We start from the raw sequence: 26022 nt of genomic DNA on the forward strand, positions 1-26022 counted from the left end.
TTGCTCAGGTATCGCTTATCAGTTTCCTCATCAAAACTGCGAGTCGAGATAACGACATATCGCCCTTACAATCTCCTTTAGGTTTTTCTTATTGTCGAAATTCGAGATGAGTTCCTTACGAGCACGCTCGTTATCTCTCAATTTTGAAACAATTTGTTGCATATTCGAAATTGCACGAGTTACCTCGTCAACAATCGATATAGTGGCCGTTCTTGAAGTCCTCGACAAAGGATTTAGGTCAATGGCGATAACGACCTTTCCAGCTTTTACCAAAGCCTCGGCCCGATCCCCGTCTTCCAAAGGCACGAGAACGACGTCAGCGGTGTATATTCCTTCACGTGTGCATAAGGCGCGGTCTGACGAAATCCCTTCTAACCTCGCATCGGGCTTTCTTCCCAAAACATGCGTTGCACCGGCTCTCTCTAGATAAGCGCAAACCTTCTCTACACGTTCATCTGAACGGTGGAATAAATTGACCTCGATCTTTGCAGGCAAAGATTTCGCAAGCCCGACGATCTCTTTAGCGCAGAGTGCGGCTACATTACCGTTCACCGAGATCACGGGATTCTTTGCTTCCAAGAGATAGGCAACGGCGACTTCTTCGGCGACAGTTGCCTCTTTAACTGTTTTCTCACCGAGAAGATAATCAAAAGCTTCCCCCCGACCGTGAGCGATTAATCCAGTTATTGAAACGATTCCTTCACGACTAAGCTCTGCCAGGCGCTCCCTCGTTTCGAGCGATTTGCGACGCGGATGATCCTTCGGTATTTCCATGATCGAACATTACTCGATTCACGATTAAAAAGTTCCGACAGCCTTGAAAGACATCGAATACTAAATGTGTCATGTATTAATCAGGCATCAAAATGAATTCGTTCACTGTTACTCACCGCGTTGGGAATGGTTTTGAACTTCGCTTCAACACAAGGTTCTTGCAATATAATTTATATATTAGTATTGAAGTTTGAAAATAAAATAAATATTAATATGGGATTTTCATCATCTAAAAGTGTTCGATTAAATCTTTTACGGAATCTATATATACATGTTCTCTAATGTACTCTCCGCATCGGGGAAGATCAGTGAACTCTCATAAACGGATTAGACTCCTTGGCGCTATCCAAGAAATCGCTTTTGACGGCAAGTATGTTGTCAGGGCGACTTTCGCCCCGAATATTGGAATGAGCGTTCTTGACAACCGCAAGAGGGTCATCGGACGCGTCAAGCGAGTTTTTGGTCCAGTTAATACGCCTTTCGTGTCAATAGAACCTGTCGATAATTATCGCTTGCCTGACGTCGTTGGCAAGCAAGTATATGTTGAAGGGGTCGATGAGCATGCCAAAACAAAGAGAAGGAATGGATGAGATAGAGCGGTGCCCGGAATGTAACAGCGCGCACCTCGTGAGAGATTATGAGCGTGGCGAATTGATATGCGAAGATTGCGGGTTAGTGATCGATGACCAATTTATAGATCAGGGACCCGAATGGCGGGCCTTTGATGTGGAGCAAGGAGAGAAAAGAGCGAGAACGGGCGCCCCGATGACCTACACGATTCATGACAAGGGTCTTTCGACTGAGATTTCATGGAAGAATAAAGATAGTTACGGTAAGAGTATTCCGACAAGAAATCGTGCTCAGCTTTACAGATTGAGGAAATGGCAGAGGAGAATCAGGGTTTCAAATGCAACAGAGCGAAACCTTGCTTTCGCACTCAGCGAACTCGACAGGATGGCGTCAGCAATGGGGTTACCGCGAAATGTTAGAGAGACCGCTGCCATGATCTACCGCAAAGCTGTCAATAAGAACTTGATAAGGGGAAGGAGCATCGAGGGTGTTGTAGCGGCCTCGCTGTATGCTGCATGCAGGCAGTGCGGAGTACCACGAACACTTGATGAAGTCGCAAACTCGAGCCGTGTCGGAAGAAAGGAGATAGGAAGGACTTATCGATTCATGACTAGGGAATTGAAGCTTAAGCTGATGCCAACGAAGCCGCAAGATTATATACAGAGATTTTGCAGTGAATTGAAGTTGAGCGGCGAGGTACAATCGAAAGCTGGTGAGATCCTCAAGGATGCTGCAAAGAAGGAGCTGACATCGGGACGCGGGCCAACAGGTGTCGCGGCTGCAGCGATCTACATCGCTTCAATTCTGTGCAACGAAAGAAGGACGCAGCGGGAAGTAGCTGATGTCGCAGGCGTCACAGAGGTTACAATTAGAAACAGGTACAAGGAATTGACGGAGAAGCTCGGCATTGATATTCAGCTCTGATTGGATCATTGATTATCAGACTTCGGAGCCTACGCTGGTTCCGAAGTTTATTTATTGCTTCTTGCCATTACATCGGCGGGAATAGCGGTGCAGATCGGGAAAACTTTACTAAAACCAGCTGCTTTCTGTTTGATAGCTGGTGGGATTCTCACCATCATTTCATCAGTCATTGTTTTCATATGGGGGAGACTCGTCAGCACGACACTCGGTACGCTCATTGTCATTTTCTTCTTACTCGTGGCCATCTCTGAAATTTCAGTAACGAGATCACTATGGCGCTCGGAAATTGGTGCCTGGAAAAGCATTCTTACATGGGTAGGCCTCTCACTTATCTGCAGGGCTCTTATCATTTACTTCTCCTCAGGAGATATCTTTTATGCGAACTCGATCATCGGCGCTGCCGAGCTACTAACATTCGTGTTTGTTTTCACGAAAAAAGACTATTTTATCCCATCAGAAGCGGAAAGAGCAGTTGCGATCAAGAATCTGGAAGCTTCACTGGTGAAGACAGTTTCAGAGTGCCCCACCTGCAAAGGAATTGTTGAGAAAGACTGGATATCATGCCCGTATTGTGGCACATCCCTTCCAAAGATTTGTGGAAAATGTGGTGCTAAGCTGCAACCCGAGGATATTAAATGCGGCCGTTGTGGCGCTGAAATCGAACGCCCTGAGCTGCTGATCAGACATGTGGAAACGCTCAAGGCCCTTGCTGAAGAAGAGAGTTCGCGCGAAGTCAGATCGAGCCGATACGCAAAACTTGCTGAAGCGCTTTTGAAGCTCGGTCGAACAAACGAAGCACTCGACGCATACAGAAAGGCAATCGAGTTTACCGTCTTTGACAGAAAAAAGAGTCATTATATGGTTAAGATGGCGACGATTCTCAAGAATATCGGCAAAAGCCAGGATGCTCTTGAAATCGTTGAAGAAGCGTTGAAACTCGACCCTGAAGATTACGCAGGAGCGACGAAGGTCAAAGAGCAGATTTTGAAGTCAAATGAAGAGCGTGAAGCGTGCCAAGTCGGAGAAAGAGCGACGACTGCCTGATCACGGACGCACTCTTTTCAATTTCAGATAATCGACTTTGCGGTCAGATATCCTGCCAAAAAGAATTTCCTTTTTTACGCCGTGAGCGAGCCTTACGGCCCTCGAGATCTCCGGCCAGGTCACGCGGTATTCCCTCGGCACGGCGTGAACAAGGTACTTCGAATGATGTTTGTCTGGATCAGCGTCATAAACTCTAAAATGCGATCCATACTTGAACCCAGTTTTGACGATGAGCCCTTTTCTTCTCAAATCGCTGTAGACTTTAAACCTCAGATCAAAGTCCGTTTGAATCTTTTTTGCACGCTTTCTGAGCCCATTCAGACTGATCTTTCTTCCCGACTTTGCACTCCTAAGAACAATTTTCTTATCTTCAAGCAAAAAGGCTGTTTCGATCATCGATAATTGCAAGGCATTACCAATCTTCTTTCCGTAAAATTCATGATCGTAGAGTTGCTGGACTGCTTTCTCTTCAAAGACAAGAGCCCGATCTTCGAAAAGCAACGCTTCGATCAACTCTGTTTCTTTTCTGGCCGAAGAAAACCGACCTTTCGGAATAACAGAAGATGCCTTGTAATAGGTAATATCCCCCTCCTCATCCACAACCGCGACAAGAAGCTCTTTTCTCGTTTTTTCAGATCTTTCAACATCCTGAAGGAATTTTCCAATATCGAAGAGCGATCTCTCGGTAATTGCAGAAACCCAGAATTTTGTCGGAGAACTCGTGGGTGTTCCGCCCCTTGGAAATACCCTGAAATCAAAATCGCTGGTCCCACGCTTGACAATGTAACCTCTCTGCCTTAAATCACGGTAGACCAAGTAATCGATCTCGAAATCATCGCAGACGCATGCAGCACGTCTCATGATTTCAGAGAATCCGATAACCGATGACCCTTCATAGACGACAAGACGACCGGTTTCAACAAGGTAGCACGCTTCAAGCAGATCGAGTTCGAGACCACCACCTGAGCGCGGATATCCATAGAATCCTTTATTGTAAATTTGACTCCCTTCAGCCGCGTCTTCGATGATAACTGAATCATTAAAGATAACCCCAGGCATGCATCTTGCAATTCCGTTTCGATTATTATAGTTATTTGCCGAATCTATCATGATTGTGTTTTAACTCATCCCGGACGTGTGATCAAACCTCACGAAGCTTGGATTCATTAGACTGTTATGTAACGCGAGGTCATCATAAACTGATGACGGATTCGGAGGGTCAAATCGGTTAAATATATATACTATATGTTGTTAACTAAATGTTACCTAGAAGTGGTTAATATGACCGATCTAGACACCGTTCTCTCCATAATCGAAAACCCTACGCGCAGAAGGATACTTGAAGCGCTCGTTAGGGAGCCACATTACCCATTGCAGCTCTCACGAGAGCTTCGAATGAGCCAGCAAGCCATCATGAAACATCTCAAAGTACTCGAAGAGAACAATCTGGTGCGTAGCTTCCTTATGGAGAGCGATCGAGGCGGACCAGCGAGAAAGGTCTATGTTCCAATAAGAGGATTCAGTATTCTCGTCGATGTGGGACCAGGTCTGTTCAACGTTGAGATCCTTTCGCGCGAGAACTTTGACATCGAATCTCGCACCGATTTGAACACGCAGGAAAAAGAGAATATCGATTTCGACCTCTTTTGTCAGAAGTATTCTGAGATGAGAAATCAGATCGAGGCGATCGACAAGGAACTCGAGGAACTTCAAAACCGCAGGTGTGCTCTCATCGAGAAGAAGGAGAGAATATTGAGCGAGACGAGAGAGCTCGTTGAATCATATATTGGAGATTACGAAGCGAGACGCGTGATCTATGAATCGGTCAAGCATCCTACGCTGACGGCGGCCCAGATCGCGAAAGCGTTGGGACTGCGAGACGAAGTTGTGGAGGAGATATTAAGTGCGATAAATGGAAGGGGTTGAAATGTGGGATAAAGTCAGGTTGAAAACGCTCATGGAACAGTATGAAGAGGAGCTAAAAAAGCTCGCTCAAGAGACGAATGAAAACATCAAAACGGCAATCAAAAAAATCGAGAGAACGAGCGAAGAAGTTCTCAAGGAACTGGTAAAAGAGAGTAAAGAAGCGGAGGGGAATGTGAAAAAGACAGCAAAGAAAATCATCGATGAAGTCAAGCAGGAAACCCCTCAAATCGTGAAGAATCTGCGGGCTATGGAGCAGGTTGTGAAGAAACAGATTGAACACATCGAAGAAGAATTGAAGAAATTGTTGAGCGAATAATTTATATAGATGTTCTTTCTAATTACACTTTGTAACCTCGGGTTGATAACTCGAGGTTGTAATAATCCGTGAAAAAGGAGGTGGTCGCATGAGAAAGGGAGACCGCGAGCGAGAGGGTATCGTTCCACGATCTTACTGGGGACCACTTAGCCTGTTAGATGAAATGGAGAGAATGCTCGACGATCTGAGAATGGGATGGGGTGAATCCTGGTTCCCGTCCTTCCCGATGCTCGGTGGCGGCTTTGAACGCATCCCAGCGATCGACATCAAGGACACTGGTGACAAGTACATTGTTCAGGCGGAGATGCCAGGGATCAGAAAAGACGATGTTGAAATCGAAATTGTCGACAACATGCTAGAGATCAGGGCAAAGAAAGAGGAAGAGAAAGAGGAAAAGGGCATTGGCTATGTCCGCAGGGAGAGAGGTCGACTTTCGTTCTATAGGAGAATTCCAATATATGAGGATATAGATCAGGACAAAATCGAGGCAAAGATGGAGGACGGGGTCCTGGAGATCACCCTTCCCAAGCTCAGAAAAGTCGAGGAGAGGCGAAAGAAAGTGGAGGTTAAATAAAACCTCCATTCTTAATATTTTTGAGGAAGTGAGCTGAATTATGAACTCATCAGAAAAAGTACTCAAGGTTGCGGAGGCAAAATCCAAAGACGCGGGCAGAGGCATTGCACGCGTCGATCCTGCCGTGATGGAAGTGTTGGGATTGACGGCAGGCGATGTTATACAAATCGAAGGCAAGAAGAGGACTGTGGCGATCGTCTGGCCTGGTTATCCTGAGGATGCAAACAGAGGGATCATCAGGATTGATGGCACGATCAGACGGAACGCGCAGACGAGTATAGATGAAAAAGTTGCGATCAAAAAAGTTAATGTCAAAGAGGCTCAAAAGATCACTTTCGCCCCGACCGAGCCTTTACGGATCATGGGTGGTGAGGAATACCTCAATCAAACCCTTGAAGGCAGAGCTGTTACAAGGGGCGATGTCATTGAAATCAATGTGATGGGTAGAAGAATCGATCTCGTTGTCGTATCCTACACTCCAACAGCTGATGCTGTTATCGTCAATCGTAATACTGAGGTCAAGATTAGTGAGAAGCCGGTGAAGGAGATTGCGCAAAAGATACCGAAGGTTACCTACGAGGACATTGGTGGCCTGAGTGAAGAGGTCAAAAAGGTGAGAGAGATGATCGAACTTCCCCTCAGGCATCCTGAGCTCTTCGAGCGACTCGGTGTTGAAGCGCCGAAGGGCGTCCTCCTGCATGGACCGCCGGGTACTGGTAAAACCTTACTGGCGAAAGCAGTTGCGGGTGAGACCAATGCAAACTTCATCTCAATCGGCGGACCCGAGATCATGAGCAAGTTCTACGGTGAGAGCGAGGAACGGTTGCGCGAGATTTTCAAAGAGGCAGAGGAAAACGCGCCAAGTATCATCTTTATCGACGAGATCGATTCAATCGCGCCGAAAAGAGATGAAGTGACCGGGGAGACTGAGAGAAGAGTTGTTGCCCAGTTACTCGCACTTATGGACGGACTCGAGTCAAGGGGAAAGGTCGTCGTCATCGGCGCAACAAACAGACCGAATGCCCTCGATCCCGCACTCAGACGGCCCGGTCGGTTTGATAGAGAGATTGAGATTGGCATCCCGAACAGGAATGGAAGACTTGAGATCCTCCAAATTCACACACGCGGTATGCCTCTTGATGATGATGTCGATCTCGAGAAGCTTGCAGATCTCACGCACGGTTACGCTGGTGCTGATTTAGCGGCTCTCTGCAAGGAGGCGGCGATGCACGCTCTGCGTAGGGTGCTTCCAGAGATCGATCTCGAGATGGAAAGCATCCCAGTCGAGATCCTTAACAAGATCAATGTCAAGAAGGAGGATTTCTTCGCCGCACTGCGCGAGATGCAACCCTCGAGCCTGAGAGAGGTTTTGATCGAATCGCCCAATCTGCACTGGGATGACATTGGCGATCTCGAAGAGGCGAAGAGGGAACTCAGGGAGGCCGTCGAATGGCCACTGAAGTACGGCGAAGTCTTCGAGCACCTCGACGCGAAACCGCCGAAAGGCGTCCTTCTCTACGGTCCGCCCGGTACTGGAAAGACCATGCTGGCAAAGGCGGTCGCGACGGAGAGTGAAGCAAACTTCATCAATGTCAAGGGTCCAGAATTCCTCAGCAAATGGGTTGGCGAGAGCGAGAAGGCGGTAAGAGAGACCTTCAGAAAGGCAAGACAGGCTGCGCCCTGCATCATCTTCATGGACGAAATCGACTCGATAGCACCGGTAAGGGGCGGCGATTTCGACAGCCGCGTCACTGAAAGAGTAATCAGCCAGCTGCTAACAGAGATGGATGGGCTGGAAAGCCTGCACAACGTTGTTGTCATCGCGGCAACGAACCGCCCCGACATGCTCGATCCAGCGCTTCTCCGGCCGGGTCGGTTCGATCGGCTCGTTCACATCCCCGCGCCGAATCTCGAGGGTCGCAGGAAGATCCTCGAAGTCCACATAAGAAAGAAACCTTTGGCGGATGATGTGGATCTCGATGACCTCGCAAAGCGCACAGAAGGGTACACAGGAGCGGACCTCGCAGCGCTCGTCAATGAAGCTGTCATGCTCGCCATGCGAGAAATCATCTCAAAGGGCGGGGAGGTTAATTCGGAGACGCTGAAAAAGGAAAAGGTGCAGATGAGACATTTCCTCGAAGCACTCAACAAAGTGAGACCGCTCTCACGCTCAGAGTTGATGAAGTATCAGAAGATCGCAAAAGACTTTGAATATGTGAGGTGATCATGATGGTAAGGGACAAGAGGAGAAGAGACTGGGACGACTTCTTCGGTGATTTCGACGAAGAATTCGAAGAGATGCGCCGGAGGATCGAGAGGATTATGGAGAGACTGATGAGCGGAGAAGTACCGCTAGAAAGGGAGCCGATGATCTACGGATTCTCCATGAGAATCGGTCCCGACGGGAAACCGAGGATCCAGGAGTTTGGAAACACGATACGCAGAAAAGAAGAGGTGGCAAAGAGAGAGCCATTAACAGATATCATCGAGGAAGCGGACAAGGTCAGGATTATCGTCGAACTGCCAGGTGTCGAGAAGGAGGATATCAAACTGAATGCGACGGAGGACTCCCTCGACATCGAAGTAGACAACCCTGACAGACGATTCGAGAAACGCATCGAACTTCCGTGCGAAGTCGATCCCGATAGCGCAAAGGCGACCTACAAAAATGGTGTTTTGGAGATCCTACTGAAGAGGGCAAGTGTAAAGGAGAAGGGTAAGGAAATCAGAATCGAGTAGGAAAAGTGGGTCGGTGATCGATCGACGATCATCAGACCTTCCAGACATATCAGAAATGCACCTGATATTGAGCAAGACTTATATAGAAGCTCGCCTTGTTTACAATTGTGCAGAGAGGAGAGCTCATTGAGGGCGTCAGGGGCATCTTGGCCAAAGCGGGATTTTACGTATCAAAACCAATCGCCATGAGGAGCATCAGCTTCGACATCGTCGCCCGGAGAGATGAGACTCTCCTCATCATCAAGGTTCTCAGCAACGTCGATGCTTTTTCGAAAGAAAATGCCGAAGAAATGAAGGTGCTCGCTGAAGCGCTTCAGGCTTCTCCTTTGCTCATCGGTGAAAAATCTGGCTCTGGAGACATCGAGGAGGGTATCGTCTACTCGCGATTCGGCGTTCCAATTATTTCAATAGAAACCCTCTCAGACTATCTCCTCGAGGGCGTCCCCCCATTCATCTTTGCAGCTCCTGGAGGCCTTTATGTACGTCTGGATAGCGAATTACTGAGATCGATCAGAGAGGAGAGAAATATCAGCCTCGGTACGTTGGCCGAGGTGGCAGGTGTCTCGAGAAGAACGATCAAAATGTACGAATCGGGCATGGGCGCAATGATCGATGTCGCACTCAAGCTTGAAGAATTCCTCGGAGAATTTCTCGTTCTGCCACTTGATCCATTTAAATACACATCTGAAACGGGCGGGCGCCTTATGGATCTCAGCGGAATGGATGATTTGAGCCGAGAGGTTTTCATGCTGCTCAGCAAGCTGGGATACTCCGTCGTGCCAACGGTGCGGTGTCCGTTCGAAGCTCTGACAAAAGACGACCGGACTTTGATTTTGACGGGCGTAGGGAAGGACGAAACAAAGCTCGTCGAGAAGGCATGCATCGTCGGCGATATCTCGAAGATCACCGAGAAGAAATCAGTCATATTTTTGAGAAGAGCGAAATCGCGACAGAATATTGGTGGGGCGGCGATTATTGGTAAAGATGAACTGAAGAAACTTAATGAATCAGAAAAACTCTTTGAACTGGTTATTGCGCGTTGTGGGATTAATGAAAAGAGTTGAACTCAACGGCGCGACGATCGATGTCCTGCCGGTTATTAAAGGTCTTGTCTCGGAAGAGTCTGCCGTCGAGAGGGCTTTTGATCTCGTTAGGCCTGAGGCTGTCGGAATTTCGATATCTCGTGAAGAACTCGAAGGTCTTAGGAAAAAAGAAGACTATGACAAGTATGAGCCGAGCGATCTTGAGATCGCCTACGGAAATTTCCTGTCTACGTTTGGAATGGTGAAGATCCCACCACCCTGCTACGTCAAAACGCTCGAACTGAGCGAAAGAGCGGGAATCACAATCGTTGCGATTGATATGTGCGAGGAACATTACACGGATGCGTACTGCAACTGCGTCGGGGCAATCGACCTACTTCGAGAATCATTTTTCGTCAGGAGACTTACCAGGAAAAAATTCGACCTTTCATCCCCACAAAACTTCGTTCTTGATTGGGACAGAAAGGTCAACGCCTCGAATGGATTCAAAAAACTTTCGCAGGTGAGGGAGCAATACATGGCAGAGAGAATCGCCCAGATGGCTTCTCTCTACAGGAAAATCCTCGCTGTTGTTGAATATGAAAGAGCGGATGGCATAGTGATGAAATTAGAGAAAATGGCATCGCGAGACCAATGATTTGCTGGTCATCTAAACCATCCTTCCTCTTGTCCGTAGCTCGCGAAGAGCATACTTAAATATTGCGGGAATGATCTTTTCACCACATGATCCAGCTCTCTTCGAGAGATCGGATCCTTCTGCACCTGTTGGAAAAAAGGAAAGAGCACTTTCAGGACTCTTCATCGGAAGCGCTGACTCAGAGTGGTATTTCATCGGCGCTTCAGATTCAGCGAACGCACATCACACGTCATTTACGTCCATTGATCGTAGCAGGACTGATCGAAGAAAGAAAAATGCGGATCCAGGGAAGAGAGAGAAAGATGAAGGTCTACTTTCTAACGCCCGCTGGCCTGGAAAAAGCGCAGGAACTGATCAATCGCCTTGCTTTGGAAAGAATTACCGTCATTGATGATCATGGAAAAGAAGTGATGAGCGTCTCGGAGGTGCTGAAGAAATTCCACGACATTTCAATTATGACCATTGCGGAGTATCTTCACACTGGAATTGAAATCAGAAGAAAGGATAAAAGAATCATTTGGTCAAACACAAATGTGGAGATCCCTGCTTTTTGCGGTCGGAAAGAGGAGCTCGCCATCGCTTCATCATTTTTTGGTTCAGATGCGGTTGCACTCGTAATTTTTGCAAGTTTTGGTTATGGATCCTCGACGTTGTTGAAAAAAATTGCATTGGAACGCACTGAAATGCCACTCCTTTGGTACGATCTAGAGATGAATTCAGATGCCACCGATATCAAGGAAGCCATCAGCCAATTTGCGATCGAAATCGGTTGTAATAGCGGCAAGCTTGAAGATCTGCGAGAGAGAAAAATTCTGCTCTGTTTCGACAATTACTGCAATGTGTCCGAGGATGTTGTCGATTTTTTCTTTGAACTGCTAGAAGTTCTGAAGGGCGGAAAGGCAAAAGTGGCGATCGCCATGGGAGAAGGGACGCCGTCCTATAACAGATTTTTCCAGAAAGAGGATGTTGAAAGAGGGCACGTGGTCGAGATCCATTTGCAGCGGATGGATGAGACGAGCGCGAAACAGGTTCTTTCGCTGGATGTCGACGACGAGGCGTTCCAACTCATATATCAATTAACGAGAGGGCAGCCGCTCGCGCTCGACCTTGTGCGGAAAGGCGACGCGGAGAAACTCATGGCATTCAAACCTAAAGAGGAGGTGCGCTTTCTTATGTATTTGCGCACGAAAAAGACACTACGCAATGGAGAAATAAGAAACTAGTATTCGATCCCTTTTCGTGCTTTTGTACCATCATCGTACGGATGCTTCACCGCCTTCATTTCTGTCACGAGATCCGCGACATTGATCAGCACTTCTGGTGCATTGCGCCCAGTGAGGACAACGTCGATTTCAGGGTCGCGTTTTCTTAAAAGCTCAAGCACATCATCGACATCGATCAGCCCAAAATCGATTGCAATGCATATCTCATCTAGAATAACGAGGTCAAAAAGACCTGAGGTGAGTGCCTCTTCGGCGAACGCCATGCCCTTTGCAGCCTCTTCGAGATCCTCTTTCTGGTGCTTTTCCTTTACAACGAACGCACCAGTTCCGAACTGTCTGAGCGTTACGGCATCGAACTTTTTAATCGCTTTGACCTCTCCACATTCCTCGCAGCGTTTCATGAACTGAACGATACAAATGCGCTTTCCGTGTCCCGCTGCCCTCATTGCCAGACCGAAGGCTGCTGTCGTCTTTCCTTTTCCATCCCCAGTGTACAGGATAATGAGGCCCGACAAATCCAAAACCTCCTCGGAATTGAGCATTCACTTTGCCTTAATTAAGATCATTCACGCACCGTGATTTTTAACTAGTCAGCGGAAAGCCCACTTCCGAAAGGGAGGAGATGAAAGCCGATATGTTTATCGGGTCAACATTATTTATTTCTCCTATTCATTCTTTACCAACATGCTGGAAATCGAGGTCAAATCCTATTGCGATGATATCGCCCTGGTCAAATGTCAACTCGAGTCGATGGGCGCGCTAAGACTCGATACCACAAAGCAAATCGATATTTATTTCTCTCATCCTTGTCGAAGATTCGCAGTGACGGATGAGGCCCTTCGTATTCGAAAAGAAGAGGGTCATTGCACGCTTGTTTACAAAGGACCGAAAATCGATTTAGAAACGAAGACGCGCGATGAGATTGAAGTTGAGGTTTCTGACTGCGAACAGATCGCTTCCATTCTAAAAAAGCTAGGTTTTGACATCGCTGGCAAAGTTGTGAAGGAAAGAACAGTATATAGGATTGGGTCGCTCGTTGTCTGCCTTGATGAGGTCGAAGATCTGGGAAGTTTTGTGGAAATTGAATACGCAGGTGAAGACCTCGAAAAGGGGAAGAGAGAGATTCTCTCAATGATGAGGGAGCTCCATCTAAGCGGCAATGAGCGACGGTCCTACCTCGAACTACTATTGATCAAAAAATCGAGAGAAATGGAAGATCGTTCAAATGAAAATAAATGAAAATAAATGATAAAAGAAGCGCATTCTTGATTTGCGAGAGAGAGCCAATTACAAAACTCAGCTGCTGTCCTCGATGCTTACATCGACGATATTTTCTCTACGATGAACGCCTTGATCTGTGGGTCATCCGGTATTGTAAGAGATTTTTTGAATCTCTCGGAGCCATCAGGAAGATAATAACCCCTCGAAAGCGAGATAAATTCATTCTCGCCATCTTCAGTGATCGCCTTTTTTCTGGCGATCTCAATGAAGTTGTTTCTACCGAAGGGTATCTTCTCAGCGCTTATCGTCACAAATTCAACCTTCTTGCCCGATACTTCATCATCCATTTTTAGCCTCCTGATCGGCTTGTCCGAGAAGGTTCGGATACCTAATAAAAGTTTCCACAAAGTAACAATTTTCAATCTGGCTAGTTTTCTTCAATCGGCATATCGATCGGCAGAGATGCGACCTGATCTAGCTCAACGGTCGGAGCTAGAGATATGCTAAAAAGAAGAACAAGATACCGGAAGGAGAACCGACAAGTAGAAATATTCACCTGAAAATTGAAAGCTGTGGTATCTGGAATCCAGTCGCCTGATGGCGTCCGCCCTTACAGGTTTTGCCCTCGCTGCGGACGTCCCGTCCTACCAGAAGCGAATTTCTGTGCTTTCTGCGGACAGCAATTGTATGTTCCATTCGATATTCCGCGTTTACCCTCTTCATCAACTCAATCCGCAATGATGACAATAAAGCAGATTCTCAGAGGCGTTGGAACGTATACAGTTCTCAGCCTTGTAGCGATGACAATATTGAACGTCCTCATTCTTATCTGGAGTATACAACTCGTTCTCCCGCAGACGCCAAATTATCATACAACTCTTTTTATCATCGTTCCCTGGATTGTTAATCTTGTTGAGCTCACAGGAATTTCGTTCGCGATTTATCATGTATTACTCGTCATTGCGATCGTTAGTTCTTTTACACTCCTCGTATGGAAGAGCTGGAGGTTGTTCATTAAGGAAATGTCTGTAGAAAAAGTGGTGGAGGAGCACAGTCCACTTTATGTCGTTGGCACAATCTTTTTTGCTGTTCTTTTCTTCAATGTCATTTATTATCTAATCCTCGGTGCTGCTGGCATCACCCCAAAAACGCCAGAACTTGAGGAGCAAGAACTGTGGAAGCTTCTCTATGGATTTGCGAGTGCTTCTGTTTGGGAGGAGATCGTAAGCAGGATGTTGTTGATTGGCGTCCCCTTACTCATCATCGACATGGCAAGGAAGCGAAGAAAAAGATTGATACATTATTTCCTTGGCGGCAACTTTTCCCTCGGTAAGCTCGAAATCACGTTTCTCATCATCTCCAGCATCTTTTTCAGTTCCGCCCATATATTCAGCTGGGATGCATTCAAGCTTTTGCCGACTTTTGTTGCTGGTCTCGCCCTCGGCTACCTCTTCCTTACTCAGGGCATTTACGCGTCGATCATGCTTCACTTTATGGTCGATTATCTGGCAATTCCAACTCAGGTTTTTCCCGGCCTTGCGTCTCTCCTCATTATGGGACTGGTAATCTTTGCCTGGGTTGCAGTAGGTTTCCTTTACTTCGTCAATTACACGTCAAAGGCCATCGGTTTTCTCATCGGAAGAAGGATCTGGCCAGATTCGATCAGTGTTGAAAAGGAGAGGGGCAAATCGCGAAAGGTCGACAATCCGATGCAGATTGACATGAGACACGGCGATCAACAGTACGGACCGGGATCTTTCAGATTTGCCTGCCCCTACTGTGGATACACCGAAGCAAGGTATCGTGAAGGAAGATTCGAATGCCTGCGATGCGGACGAATTATCAACTGATTTCAGCGATCAGCTTAGTTAGTCTTTCCTTCGACAATTCTGCATCGGGCATGCTCCTCGCCTCGATAACCAGTTGCCCTTTGTAATTCTTAAGCGCTCTTAGCACTCTTTTGAAATCGAGTGTTCCGTTTCCTATGGGAAGATGTTCATCATACTGACCACGGTTATCATGAATGTGAACGTTAACGAATCTATCAGTATACTTAAGAAACTCGTCTATGGAACCGCTAGTATGGGCATGACCGACGTCGAAACAAACATCGATCTCAAATCCGTTCAACATCGCAAACAAATCTTCCGGCGTTTTTCCCATTGTTACTGGCGTGTCTGGCATGTTCTCAAAACCGACCTTTACGCCCGTATCGATTGAAACTTTTTCAATAACCTTGAGTGATTCGTGCACGGCACGATACACGCCCTCCCTATCCAGCAACCCAATTGGAGACCAGAAACCCGGATGCATTGTATAGACTTCAAAATTCATGCGATTCGCTGCATGAAGCCCGTCGACAATTTCCTTCACAGCCGCTTCCCTCAACCTGGGGTTGAGGCTCCCGATGTTGACATCACTAAGTGGCCCGTGCGCCGAAAACCTCATATTGTAAGATGGTGCGATTTCGTGAAAAGTCTTTTCGATCTCTGGAAGGAAGTGTCGCCCCTCCCCTACAATCTCCCATGCGTCGAACTTCTGGCTCACAAAACCCAATGCCGTTTCGAAATCCAACATCGAGAAAACTGGTGAAGAAACCGCGATCATCTGCCTATCCCTCCCCGCTCACCGTACTCGGCGCAATCGTGTCGATGAGGGCGACGATGTTCTCGTCCTCGATAACAACTTCGATCGAACCAAGAGGCGGATCTCGATCCTCGACGAAGCTTAATTTTCCAACAAACGCAACCTGTTTGTTGATTCTGAATCTCACCTTGTTGCCCTCTCTTCCTCTGAGAAGCACAGCACGCGCTGAATCAAGGATCTTCATGTTTCTGATGAGCTCACTGAGTTTTTCCACTGAGGCTGTGTTGGCGATGAAACCATCCTCATATTCGGTCAGCGTGCTCTCTGGGAAAATGTTAAGGATTGCTCTTTTAACCCTTTCAGGGTCTTCGGTAGGATAGCATTTCGCCCGCACTGTGATTATGGACATGCCAACCCGATACCGGAAAAAGTATTTAAATCGGACTGCTTCATCATCAGCGCAGATGAGGGAGCACGTTCTCGAAGTTCTGGCGAGCAATGGAATTTTGCTTGAACCTGGTGCGCTCGAAATCGTCATGTCGAAAGACGATCCGATCGCCTTTGTTCAATCGGCGATTTCATTCATGAAACAGCACCCCCTCATCGTCACTGCCGCAGATCTGGCAGAATATGTAAAAGATCATTCGGCAGCGGAAACACTTGGTGTAGCAAATGCGTTACCAGATAATCATGAGTTTCGAACAAGCGTAAATCAACAGAGTAATGCCAGGAAGATCAATGATGTAAAAATTTTAAAAGATATAACGGGTAACTCGACCTGCGAAGGCAATATATCAGACTTTGCACGGTATTTTTTGGATCGATTCAACGCCATCAAGCGAATGCTCGCTCATAGGAGAGAATTAGCTGGTTCCCTCCCGATCTCGAAGGCGCTCAAACTTGAGCGTGATGTGAGAATCATCGCGATGGTTAACGAGATCAGAGTGACCAAAACGGGGCATAAGATACTTGAGATAGAGGATGAAGAAGAGAGGTGTCTCGCCCTCATCCCGAAGGATTCCCCCCTGATCAACGACTCCGTTATTCCCGACGAAGTGATCGGAATTGTGGGAAAACCGAACAGGAAGGGCGAGATGCTCATTGTTCAAGAGATCATCAGACCCGATGTTCCGTTGAGAAGCAGATTCGAGCGAAGTGATGCCACCTCAATGATCGCGTTCGCATCCGATATCCATGTTGGCAGCAAAACATTTCTGAGAAAACAATGGGATGCGATGGTCAACTGGCTCAGGACTGAAGGCATTTCAAGCGGGGTCAATTATTTGATCGTGCCAGGCGACTGCGTCGACGGCATCGGCGTTTTCCCGGATCAGGAGGAAGAACTCATTGTCGATGACATTTTCAAACAGTACGAAATGCTTAGCGAACTCCTAAAGGAGATACCGGACAGCGTAACAATCATCCTTCAACCAGGCAATCACGATGCGGTGAGGCTCGCTGAGCCGCAACCAGCGTTTCAAAAAGAGATTGCGGATCTCTTCGATTCTCAAGTCATCATGATCGGCAACCCCTGTTATCTTGAGATCGAAGGGAGAATTATCCTCTCATATCACGGCAGGAGTATTGACGATCTGATCGGCAATATCCAATCCCTTACCTACGCTAATCCGATCGATGCTATGAAGGAGATGCTCAAGAGGAGACACCTCGCGCCAATTTACGGGGGCAAAACGCCTATTGCGCCAGAGAAGAAAGACTTTCTCGTGATCGATCCTGTTCCAGACATTTTTGTGACGGGTCATGTCCACGGCGCTGGTGTCTCCGATTATCGTGGTGTAAGGATTATCAACGCATCAACATGGCAGGCGCAAACTAGCTATCAACGAATGCACAACTTCAACCCAGATCCTGCTAAACTCCCGGTCGTGCATCTCGGGACAGGCAAGTGCATTGTAAGGAACTTCAATTGATTTCCATCAAAAGCGTCTCATGAGAGATAATTGCTACGCTAGATGCTTCACGCATTCCAGAAGAGAATAATCATGATGAAGCCGAAAACGAGCATGAAGGTTGAGATAATCCAGACTAACTTAAATACGAGTTCCCTTTTCTTCTCTTCGCTGATATCGAAAATCCTCAAGCGCGTGCCTCCGCCTTCTGTTTGATGCGCTTAAGGCGGAAAATATTTTCCCTCTCCATCTCCTCGAGCCTGAACTCGATGAACTCCTCCGCTTCCTTCAATTCAGGAATCACCCTGTACTCAAGCGCGTTGACACGGCGCTTTGTCTTCTCGATTTCATCGAGCAACCGTTTCATCGTTGTCTCGATCTCAGCAGCCTTGATGATCGTTTCAACGAGTTCCTCGTACGCCTCTGCAGCCTCGTCGATAAAGGGTGATGTGCCGATAACACCGTATCCCCTCTTCTCGATGGTCGTTCTGATGCTCGTCGCCTCAATCTCCGGCACAACGAGACCCATAATGTTCTTGCTGCGCAGCTTCACCTCAGGATGAGCTCTGAGGGCGAATGCAGCTGACTTGACGGCAATGACTCCATCAACCGCCTTTGCAATTGCGATTTTCTGCATCGCCCTTTCGTAGTCTCGCACGATCTTCGCCCTTACGTCCTTCGCCTCCTCGAGGATCTTGAAGAATTCGAGGATGAGACCGTCACGTTTCATTTTAAGAATCTTGTATCCGGCCTCGGTCAGCTTGATTTTCTTCTTGATCTCGAGCAGTTCAGACCGCGTCGGGTTAAGTTCACGCTTAACCATCTTCACTCACTCTTTCGATGCGCAGGATGATACTTTTCGATGTACTTTCTGTCGATACGAGTTAGCTGGGATTCCGGCAGAGTAGCAAGCAACTCCCACGCGATCTCGAGTGTCGTTTCGATATCCCTATCCTCCTCTCTGCCCTGCCTGACAAAGCGGCGTTCGAAGAGGTCGGCAAACTCGAGAAACTTCTTATCTCTCTCAGAAAGCGAGTCCTTGCCGACTATCGCGACGAGACCTCGGAGGTCCCTCCCCTCCGCATATGCGGCGTAGCACTGATCTGAGACTGCCTTGTGATCCTCCCTTGTCAGCCCCGGACCAATGCCAGCGTTCATCAACCTGGAAAGCGATGCACCAACGTTGATTGGCGGGTAGATGCCAGCTCTGTGCAAATCCCTTGCGGCCACGATCTGCCCCTCAGTGATATATCCTGTCAGGTCGGCAATCGGATGAGTAATGTCATCACCGGGCATCGAGAGAATTGGAATCTGCGTGATTGATCCTTTCTTTCCTTTGATCCTCCCAGCCCGCTCGTATAGCGTGGCGAGATCTGTGTACATGTACCCTGGATAACCTCTTCTTCCTGGTACCTCTTCTCTTGCAGCACCGATCTGACGCAACGCCTCGCAGTAGTTCGTTATGTCTGTGAGAATGACAAGAACATGCATATTCAATTCAAACGCGAGATATTCAGCCGTCGTGAGCGCTAGCCGTGGAGTGATGATCCTTTCGATCGCAGGGTCATCTGCTAGATTCATAAAAACAACAGCTCTCTTAAGCGCACCCGTCCTTTCGAAATCGGACATGAAATACTGCGCTTCTTCGTTCGTGATCCCCATCGCTGCGAAGACGACGGCGAATTCCTCTTCCTTCCCACGAACCTTGGCCTGCCTCGCAATTTGAAGTGCGATATCGTTGTGCGGCAAACCACTCCCCGAAAAAATCGGAAGCTTCTGGCCTCTGACAAGGGTGTTCATCCCGTCAATTGCTGAAATCCCCGTTTGAATGAATTCCTTTGGCTCATCTCTTGCCCAGGGATTAATTGCCGATCCAACGATGTCGAGACGTTCCTCCGGCACGATAGGCGGTCCTCCATCGAGCGGCTCGCCCGATCCAGAGAGAATACGCCCGAGCATGTCCTGAGATACAGGCATCTTCATCGTTTCGCCGAGAAAACGCACCCCCGACGATTTCTCGATGCCAGCAGTCCCTTCAAAAACCTGAATGACCACGAAGTCATGCGATGTGTCGAGAACCTGTCCTCGCTTCACAGTACCATCTGGAAGCGAGACGGCAGCGAGTTCCCCGTAGCCGACGGGTTCAGTCTTTTCAACAAAAACAAGTGGGCCTGCGATCTGAGAAATTGTACGATATTCCTTCGAGATCATGCCCTCCCTCCAAGACCTTCAAACTGAGATTCCATTTCCTTGTTGATCACTTCAAGCTCCTCATCGACGTTCGGTTCGAACTTCGATTTTGTCAATCGGATCCTCACCGGCAATTCCGTGATCGCTTCGACTGGCACATCAGATTCGACCGCCCGCCTGGCAAGCTCGCTAAAGCGCTTGATCGTTTTCATGAAAACATACTGCCTCTTGAGAGGCGTGTAGGTATCGACGGGGTGATACGCATTCTGCTGGAGGAAAATCTCCCTGATCATTCTCGCGATTTCCAGGGTTAGTTTCTGCTCCTCAGGCAACGCATCAGAACCAACGAGCTGAACGATCTCTTGCAGTTCAGCCTCCCTCTGAAGAATTTCCATTGCCCATGCTCTGAGCTCAGGGAAATCCTCGGCGACATTCTTCCGGAACCAGGCATCCAGGTTCGAGGTGTATAATGAATATGAGGTCAGCCAGTTAATGGCAGGGAAGTGCCTTCGTTCCCTGAGCTTTGAATCGAGTGCCCAGAAGACTCTCACAATTCTGAGCGTGTTCTGCGTTACAGGCTCGCTTAGGTCTCCGCCAGGCGGAGAAACAGCGCCGACAACGGTAACCGATCCGTTCAAGCCGGACAAAGTCTCAACCTTTCCAGCCCGCTCGTAAAAGTCGGAGAGACGTGCTGCGAGATACGCTGGGAATCCCTCCTCACCAGGCATCTCCTCGAGTCTTGATGAAATCTCTCTCATCGCCTCTGCCCATCTCGACGTTGAATCTGCCATCAAAGAGACATCGTATCCCATATCACGGTAGTACTCAGCAATCGTCATGCCTGTATAGACTGATGCTTCTCTGGCAGCAACCGGCATGTTCGATGTATTGGCGATGAGGACGGTCCTCTCCATCAGTGGTTTTCCTGTTTTGGGGTCTTCCAGCTTCGGGAATGTAACGAGAACTTCGGTCATCTCGTTGCCTCTCTCACCGCAACCAATATACACGACAACATCTGCGTCGCTCCACTTTGCAAGCTGCTGCTGCGTCACCGTCTTACCAGTACCAAAACCGCCAGGGATTGCGCCGGTACCACCTTTTGAAAGGGGGAAAAGTGTGTCCAAAATTCTCTGACCCGTCACCAGCGGAACATCAGGCATCGTCTTACGAACGATCGGCCTCGCTGTCCTCACAGGCCATTTCTGCATCATCGTCACTTCTTTTCCTGAAATGGAGCATATCGGTTCCTCGACGGTAAATTGACCTTCTTTGATCCAATCAACGGTGCCAGAAACATCTGGTGGCACCATGATCCTGTGATCCATATGACCTTCCTTGACGTTGCCAATAATGGCACCTGCCTTGACCACGTCACCTTTCTTCACAGCAGGCATAAAATTCCATCGCTTTTTCCGATCAAGTCCTGGTGCTGTGACTCCCCGCTTGATGAAATCGCCCATAGCACTCATGAGAACCGGTAGAGGTCGCTGGACTCCGTCATATACGCTGCCCAGAAGTCCTGGACCGAGTTCTGCAAGAAGCGGCTGCCCAGTATCCAAGACCTTCTCTCCCGGGCGCAACCCAGAAGTATCCTCATACACCTGGATGACCGTCTTGTCCCCGTAGATCTTGATGACCTCGCCCATCAACTTCTCTTCGCCGACCAGAGCGACGTCATACATCCTCGGTGAAATACCAGTCGCCGTAACGACTGGTCCGGCCACCCTGTAAATTTCACCAACCTTAGCCATATCAATCCCTCTGCGTCTTATACAAATCGACACCGATAGCCCGTTTGACCTTATCCCTCAGGTCGCCTTCCTCACGACCCACTGGAACGACGACCGGTGCAATGTTCTCGAGCACTTTTTTCCGTGTGCTTGCACCCAATTTTTCAAGGACGGATGAGTCGATCGCCAGTACGCCGATTGATGTATCCTGGAGCAGTTCCAGCAACTTTTCCTCAAATTCCTTGATTCCCTCGGCTCTATAAACCCGTGTGACACCTGCGAGCCGGAATCCGAGTATGAATTCCTCGCTGCCAAGTACGGCGATCTCCATCAAACCACCAATAAATTCTTTATTACTTCGACATCAAGCCCGCTTTCCTTTCCGCGAGCGATGATCCTGATGTTGTCGACTTCGATCTTCTTTCTGATAATGTAATCGAGCACTGGAAGGATCGAAAGTGGATAAATGTGTGAGAAGGTTTCAGATTGCTTCACGAGGTATTTCTGTAGCGCAAGCGTCACCTCGATGAGCGATCCACTTTCCTTCGCGATGCGCAATCCTTCCTTGATCTCCTCGTAGAAGGAGAATTTGGCGAGCTCTTCGACCAGGCGATCGAAGTTCTCGACACTTGCGAGGCGTAGCAGCTCCTTCATCGTGAGCTCACTGCCGCCATCAATGAAATATCCCTTACACCTCTCAGGTGGGACGTTTTCGCGCTTCAGCTTTAGGAGCGTCTTGAGATTCGTCACGTCAATTTCCTTTTGAACGAATGCGAGAAACAGCTTCCCTGGCTTGGTATTTGTTCGAATAGAGGCGAGAAGGCGGGAATAATAGACCTTGTCGAAATATTCCTCGAGTGGCTCGAGCGTTCCACTTTCACGATAAGCCGCCATGACCTCCTCGGGTATCGTGATACCTTCCTTCGTCCTTAGTGCTTCGAGAATTTCCTCGACGGTTTCGAGTGCAAGGAGGCTGTTTAGCGTATCTTCGCTCAGTCTTCCGGCTGGAACAAGATCCTCCTGGATCTCTTCGATGCTCGCACCGGAATACTTACCTCTGAGAATTGTTTTGATGTTCCATTCGTCCCATCGTCCGAGGTAACTGCAGATCATTTCCCGCAGCTCACCTCTGCTAAATCCAATGATCTGCCTGTAAATCCTCGCGAGATTACGACTCGTCCCTAATTCAATCAGATCCACACCCGAATACTTCGAGGCAAGCTCCGTCATCTCGACGTGGTACTGTGTCTCGCCGAGGAACCGACCAATTTCATTCAGGTCCATCATGAGCAGTTTTGGATAAACATCCTTTGTGAGGAGGAGGCTCTTCTTCGCTTTGATCCTCGCGCAGACATATGCGTAGTTCCCCTTCTTCCCCCAGAATCGCTGCATCGGTTCACCCGAACAGAATCGTCGAGATCTTCTTCATTTCCTTTTCCCAAATCTCTTCGAGCATCGTCCGGAACCTGAAGTCCAGCCGTATCAGACCGTCTTCACTTTCGATAATTAGCCCTGGTTCCATGTCAGTTTCGATGATAGCGACATTGGCAACACTCTTTTCGATCAGTGCGGCGTCACCCTTCGGGCAAATAATCCTCGGCCTTGAGACAATCGTCTTCGCACGCTCGATGATTTTGTGGTAAATCCTAGCTCTGTTCTCACGATCCATTCCATAGATTTCCCGAAGCGCTTCACCGAATGCACGATCGAGGATCTCTTTTTTCGCCTTGAGGACGATCTTTTTCGCTTCCAGTTCGGCACTTGAAATTTCCTGGCGGGCGAGACGCCGTGTGAGATCTTCAAACTGTTTCTCCTGCACTCGTTTCCTCTTTGCGATCGATTCCTCGCATTCTTTCAAGATTGCGTCTCGCTCTTTTTCCGCCTCCGCGATCAAACTGTCCGCCTCACATTTGGCTTTCTCTAGGATATCCCTGACTACAGTATCGAGCGCCATGATCAGGCTCCCTGTTGTCAAGTGCTGCCCTTATACCATCTTGGTCCACAGCAGAATCGCCACGACGAGCCCGAAAATGATGATCGTCTCCGGAATGACCATCAACACAAGGCCCTTACCGAAGAGTTTCTCGTTCTCTGCCATGGCACCGACAGCCGCGGTACCGACTTCCTTCTCAGCAAGCCCTGCGCCGAGTCCAGCAAGGCCTACAGCGAGACCTGCGGCCAAGGCGATCAAACCCGTTTCTATTGCCATTTCTTTTACACCTCCGTTGTATACTTTCTTCGAATTCTCAATGGATTGAACTTAAGTCCTCCACCTTCATAGAACTTCGTAAAGAATTCAACATACTGTAACCTGATTCCATGCAATCCCGCGGAGATCACTGCAAGGATAAAAATCATCATGTGCCCCACGGCGAAGATGGCAAAAGCGACGGCGATCATGACGCCACCGCCCGGGGCAATCATTTCAATCGCGATCATGTTAAACGCGAGGGCCATACCTGCCTTCGACATCCCGATCGCTGCCAATCTTGAATACGACATAATATTGCTGACTAAACCAGGCAATTCAAGCACGACTCCTGCTCCCTCTCCCCGGAATCCAAGAACAATGCCAACGATCAGAGTGATGAGACCGCCAATCATCCTTACATCAGTCATGACTAAAGGTTTCGAAAGGACCAACCCGTCAAGGAGAACCAGACCCAACATAACAGCTCCGATAAGAATGAAGAGCCAGCTGAGTTTCTCAAAAATCGCATGCTTCAAACCATGTCTAATTGTGACGTTGATGAACCCGAGCGCGTAGCCTACAAAAAGGTGAATAACGCCTATCCAGATGCTTATGTAAAGGAGCATCTTCACATCGTGAAGCTTGCTGTAAACGCCCAGCGGAATCGACAGAGGTCCGATCTCAAGATGGTGGGGGATTTCGATACCAAGCAAACTCGACCAAGTAACCTCCCCATAAGGACTCGGTGCAAAGTGCAGAGCAAAGGCTTCTCCAAACATGAATAAACCGAAAATTATTGTAAATATTCCACCGAAGAAAAGCATTGTCGCGATTGTTCGCCATTCATTGCTCGTGCATTTTTTCAATCCCAAGTAGCCCAGAATGACGAAAGGAATTCCATAACCGACATCCCCGACCATCAGTCCGAAGAAAATTGGGAAGAAGATTGAGATCAATGGCGTGGGATCGAGCTCGTTGTATTTCGGCGTTGAAATGAGCTCGACAAGATATTCGAATAGATTAAATGGCTTTGGATTTTCGATTTTGACGGGTGCTTCGTCCCCCTCATCGTGATGTCCCTCAGCCTCTCTCCTTTCCCTCCTTTCGAGGACTTCAACGTAAATTCTCTCTCCGAGATTCTCAGCAAATGCCTTTTGAAGTTGTTCGAAATTCTTCTCGGGTACCCAGGCCTCAATGATAAAGGAATGGGCGCTCGCACCGACCCTCAACGGTGTTTCGGCCTTTTGGACAATGATGCTTAGATGTTCTTCAGCCGCAAGCGCAAAGGTAGCGTGTTTTTCCCTCATTTTCTCCAATTTTTCCGACAGGTCGGCGATGCTCTTCCGTAAGGTCTCCTCTTCCGCAAGAATCGATTCGAGGATCTTGTCGGGTTTTCCACTTTTTGGTGGCACAGGAACTTCAGAAAACCCGTGCTGAACGAGGATGCGCTGGGCTTCCTCAGACTCCTCCCTACCAACAAAGAGCGCGATGAATTTTCCGTCCTCGCTCTTGAACAATTCAAACTTTTCAATCGATTCCCTTAAGACCCCTTCGGGATCAAGTTTTACATAACCAGTAAAAACAACAAGTGATTTGTAACCTGTATAAAGATCAAGCTCGAGGGGCAAACCGACGAAGGGCTCGATATTCTTTCTTTCCTGCTCTAATTCGCTTAATCGAAGTTCGATCTTCTTCTTCGATTCAACAACATCTGAAATTTCCTGATGGAGCGATTCAATCATCTGGTCGAGTTCTCTCGCAAGTGCATCTGTCCTGATCGGCTCGATTCCCTTCATTTCCTCGATACCCAGGTCCTTCTGCATTGCCCTCAATCTCAGCAGTTTCTGAGATGCATCGGAAGCCGCTGGCAACGGTGAGCCGAGCGTGAATCCTTCTTCATCTGCCGGAAAGTCGATCAAATGCACGCATTCCAGCTCATAAAGCAGGTCGACCGTCCTTTCCAAAAGGTCCTTCGAACCGACGACAAGAACTCTAACCATTTGTTCTGGTAGCAGCATCGATCGCCCTCTCAAAAGCGTTCTTCAGATAAAGTCTGATCTCTGGGATGCGCTCATCGGCCAATTTCTTGATTTTTTCAGCCTCCTCCCGCCCCCGTTTGAGAATTTCTTCTTTTTGAGATGCGATGCGGTTCTTTTCTCTGGAAACAGCTATTTCGAACTCGGCCTTGAGCTTCTCCTCGCTTTCTCTCATTCTCTGTGCAGCTTCCCGCCGGGCGGCGGCGACGATCACTTTCCGTTTTTCCTGCGCCTCCCGGACGATTTGTTCCGCCTCTTCTTCCGCCTTCTTGATCTCGAGAAGCGTTTCAGCTCGTGTCACCAGACTCTCCCCGGATAGCTGCGAGTTGAACATTCTTGTCATATTTATAGGTTTAGTTATTTGATCGTCGAATATCCGAAAATGATT

The 26022-nt window shown here is 48.2% G+C and carries 29 protein-coding genes; 14 read left to right on the top strand and 15 right to left on the bottom strand.

Going from position 1 to position 26022, the window contains the following annotated elements; translation table 11 throughout:
* Positions 1-30 precede the first annotated feature (30 nt).
* The gene (locus H5T41_06050) at positions 31-777 is read right to left on the bottom strand and encodes a phosphopantothenate/pantothenate synthetase (GenBank protein ID MBC7108330.1); all 747 of its coding nucleotides are present in this window, start codon (positions 775-777) and stop codon (positions 31-33) included.
* A gap of 305 nt (positions 778-1082) precedes the next feature.
* Here H5T41_06050 and H5T41_06055 point away from each other — a divergent pair, with 305 nt between their 5' ends.
* The 3 genes from H5T41_06055 to H5T41_06065 all read left to right on the top strand — a co-directional run bounded on the left by H5T41_06055 (position 1083) and on the right by H5T41_06065 (position 3312).
* Positions 1083-1364: an H/ACA RNA-protein complex component Gar1 gene (locus H5T41_06055; protein MBC7108331.1), complete on the top strand. Its 282-nt coding sequence runs from the start codon at positions 1083-1085 to the stop codon at positions 1362-1364.
* Positions 1336-2268: a transcription initiation factor IIB gene (locus H5T41_06060; protein MBC7108332.1), complete on the top strand. Its 933-nt coding sequence runs from the start codon at positions 1336-1338 to the stop codon at positions 2266-2268. The genes H5T41_06055 and H5T41_06060 overlap by 29 nt, the downstream gene beginning before the upstream one ends.
* 87 nt (positions 2269-2355) lie before the next feature.
* Complete coding sequence (locus H5T41_06065) at positions 2356-3312, top strand: tetratricopeptide repeat protein (protein ID MBC7108333.1); 957 nt, start codon at positions 2356-2358, stop codon at positions 3310-3312.
* Here the strand turns inward: H5T41_06065 and endA are convergent, their stop codons facing one another.
* Positions 3313-4371, bottom strand: a complete 1059-nt coding sequence (gene endA / locus H5T41_06070; protein MBC7108334.1) for a tRNA-intron lyase — start codon at positions 4369-4371, stop codon at positions 3313-3315.
* A 222-nt stretch (positions 4372-4593) separates the two neighbouring features.
* Here endA and H5T41_06075 point away from each other — a divergent pair, with 222 nt between their 5' ends.
* The 8 genes from H5T41_06075 to H5T41_06110 all read left to right on the top strand — a co-directional run bounded on the left by H5T41_06075 (position 4594) and on the right by H5T41_06110 (position 11770).
* On the top strand, positions 4594-5238 hold the full coding sequence (locus tag H5T41_06075) for a helix-turn-helix domain-containing protein (GenBank protein MBC7108335.1): 645 nt from the start codon (positions 4594-4596) through the stop codon (positions 5236-5238).
* The gene (locus tag H5T41_06080) at positions 5225-5554 is read left to right on the top strand and encodes a hypothetical protein (protein ID MBC7108336.1); all 330 of its coding nucleotides are present in this window, start codon (positions 5225-5227) and stop codon (positions 5552-5554) included. The genes H5T41_06075 and H5T41_06080 overlap by 14 nt, the downstream gene beginning before the upstream one ends.
* A gap of 88 nt (positions 5555-5642) precedes the next feature.
* Positions 5643-6128, top strand: a complete 486-nt coding sequence (locus H5T41_06085; GenBank protein MBC7108337.1) for an Hsp20/alpha crystallin family protein — start codon at positions 5643-5645, stop codon at positions 6126-6128.
* Positions 6129-6168: 40 nt separating this feature from the next.
* Positions 6169-8352, top strand: coding sequence for a CDC48 family AAA ATPase (locus tag H5T41_06090; protein ID MBC7108338.1), 2184 nt, complete (start codon positions 6169-6171; stop codon positions 8350-8352).
* A 2-nt stretch (positions 8353-8354) separates the two neighbouring features.
* Positions 8355-8867 carry an Hsp20/alpha crystallin family protein gene (locus tag H5T41_06095; protein MBC7108339.1) on the top strand — a complete coding sequence of 171 codons (513 nt, stop codon included), beginning with the start codon at positions 8355-8357 and terminating at the stop codon, positions 8865-8867.
* Positions 8868-8974: 107 nt separating this feature from the next.
* Positions 8975-9931: a transcriptional regulator gene (locus H5T41_06100; GenBank protein ID MBC7108340.1), complete on the top strand. Its 957-nt coding sequence runs from the start codon at positions 8975-8977 to the stop codon at positions 9929-9931.
* Positions 9918-10547 (top strand): hypothetical protein, encoded by a 630-nt coding sequence (locus H5T41_06105; GenBank protein ID MBC7108341.1) that lies wholly within the window; start codon positions 9918-9920, stop codon positions 10545-10547. Before H5T41_06100 ends, H5T41_06105 begins: the two co-directional genes overlap by 14 nt.
* 86 nt (positions 10548-10633) lie before the next feature.
* Positions 10634-11770 (top strand): hypothetical protein, encoded by a 1137-nt coding sequence (locus H5T41_06110; protein MBC7108342.1) that lies wholly within the window; start codon positions 10634-10636, stop codon positions 11768-11770.
* On the opposite strand, the gene cobO is transcribed toward H5T41_06110, so the two are convergent.
* Complete coding sequence (cobO, locus tag H5T41_06115) at positions 11767-12312, bottom strand: cob(I)yrinic acid a,c-diamide adenosyltransferase (protein MBC7108343.1); 546 nt, start codon at positions 12310-12312, stop codon at positions 11767-11769. The two genes, H5T41_06110 and cobO, sit on opposite strands and share 4 nt — an antisense overlap.
* Before the next feature lie 142 nt (positions 12313-12454).
* Between cobO and cyaB the strand changes: the two genes are divergently transcribed.
* Positions 12455-13009 (top strand): class IV adenylate cyclase, encoded by a 555-nt coding sequence (gene cyaB, locus H5T41_06120; protein ID MBC7108344.1) that lies wholly within the window; start codon positions 12455-12457, stop codon positions 13007-13009.
* A gap of 77 nt (positions 13010-13086) precedes the next feature.
* On the opposite strand, the gene H5T41_06125 is transcribed toward cyaB, so the two are convergent.
* Positions 13087-13338: a hypothetical protein gene (locus H5T41_06125; GenBank protein MBC7108345.1), complete on the bottom strand. Its 252-nt coding sequence runs from the start codon at positions 13336-13338 to the stop codon at positions 13087-13089.
* Positions 13339-13554: 216 nt separating this feature from the next.
* On the opposite strand from H5T41_06125, the gene H5T41_06130 reads away from it, so the two are divergent.
* On the top strand, positions 13555-14841 hold the full coding sequence (locus H5T41_06130; GenBank protein ID MBC7108346.1) for a CPBP family intramembrane metalloprotease: 1287 nt from the start codon (positions 13555-13557) through the stop codon (positions 14839-14841).
* Here the strand turns inward: H5T41_06130 and H5T41_06135 are convergent.
* Positions 14834-15598 (bottom strand): sugar phosphate isomerase/epimerase, encoded by a 765-nt coding sequence (locus H5T41_06135; protein ID MBC7108347.1) that lies wholly within the window; start codon positions 15596-15598, stop codon positions 14834-14836. The two genes, H5T41_06130 and H5T41_06135, sit on opposite strands and share 8 nt — an antisense overlap.
* 4 nt (positions 15599-15602) lie before the next feature.
* A complete protein-coding gene (locus tag H5T41_06140) occupies positions 15603-15986 on the bottom strand; it encodes a hypothetical protein (protein ID MBC7108348.1) in 384 nt (127 codons plus the stop codon).
* Between the two features lie 55 nt (positions 15987-16041).
* Between H5T41_06140 and H5T41_06145 the strand changes: the two genes are divergently transcribed.
* Positions 16042-17508: a DNA-directed DNA polymerase II small subunit gene (locus tag H5T41_06145; protein ID MBC7108349.1), complete on the top strand. Its 1467-nt coding sequence runs from the start codon at positions 16042-16044 to the stop codon at positions 17506-17508.
* A gap of 166 nt (positions 17509-17674) precedes the next feature.
* On the opposite strand, the gene H5T41_06150 is transcribed toward H5T41_06145, so the two are convergent.
* Genes H5T41_06150 through H5T41_06190 form a run of 9 tightly spaced genes read right to left on the bottom strand, consistent with a single transcriptional unit; the run spans position 17675 to position 25935 of the window.
* Positions 17675-18310, bottom strand: coding sequence for a V-type ATP synthase subunit D (locus tag H5T41_06150; GenBank protein ID MBC7108350.1), 636 nt, complete (start codon positions 18308-18310; stop codon positions 17675-17677).
* Positions 18311-18312: 2 nt separating this feature from the next.
* Entirely contained in the window at positions 18313-19698 is a 1386-nt protein-coding gene (locus tag H5T41_06155; protein ID MBC7108351.1) for an ATP synthase subunit B, read from the bottom strand.
* Complete coding sequence (locus tag H5T41_06160) at positions 19695-21428, bottom strand: V-type ATP synthase subunit A (GenBank protein ID MBC7108352.1); 1734 nt, start codon at positions 21426-21428, stop codon at positions 19695-19697. Before H5T41_06160 ends, H5T41_06155 begins: the two co-directional genes overlap by 4 nt.
* Position 21429: 1 nt before the next feature.
* Entirely contained in the window at positions 21430-21738 is a 309-nt protein-coding gene (locus H5T41_06165; protein MBC7108353.1) for a V-type ATP synthase subunit F, read from the bottom strand.
* The gene (ahaC, locus tag H5T41_06170) at positions 21738-22799 is read right to left on the bottom strand and encodes an ATP synthase A1 subunit C (GenBank protein ID MBC7108354.1); all 1062 of its coding nucleotides are present in this window, start codon (positions 22797-22799) and stop codon (positions 21738-21740) included. The genes H5T41_06165 and ahaC overlap by 1 nt, the downstream gene beginning before the upstream one ends.
* A gap of 4 nt (positions 22800-22803) precedes the next feature.
* Complete coding sequence (locus H5T41_06175; GenBank protein MBC7108355.1) at positions 22804-23361, bottom strand: hypothetical protein; 558 nt, start codon at positions 23359-23361, stop codon at positions 22804-22806.
* A gap of 30 nt (positions 23362-23391) precedes the next feature.
* Entirely contained in the window at positions 23392-23616 is a 225-nt protein-coding gene (locus H5T41_06180) for a V-type ATP synthase subunit K (GenBank protein MBC7108356.1), read from the bottom strand.
* Between the two features lie 5 nt (positions 23617-23621).
* On the bottom strand, positions 23622-25616 hold the full coding sequence (locus tag H5T41_06185; GenBank protein ID MBC7108357.1) for a V-type ATP synthase subunit I: 1995 nt from the start codon (positions 25614-25616) through the stop codon (positions 23622-23624).
* Positions 25591-25935, bottom strand: coding sequence for a hypothetical protein (locus tag H5T41_06190; protein ID MBC7108358.1), 345 nt, complete (start codon positions 25933-25935; stop codon positions 25591-25593). The genes H5T41_06185 and H5T41_06190 overlap by 26 nt, the downstream gene beginning before the upstream one ends.
* Positions 25936-26022: the final 87 nt, after the last annotated feature.

It is taken from the genome of Methanomassiliicoccales archaeon (assembly GCA_014361295.1).
In the GTDB taxonomy this organism is placed as follows: Archaea; Thermoplasmatota; Thermoplasmata; order Methanomassiliicoccales; family JACIVX01; genus JACIVX01.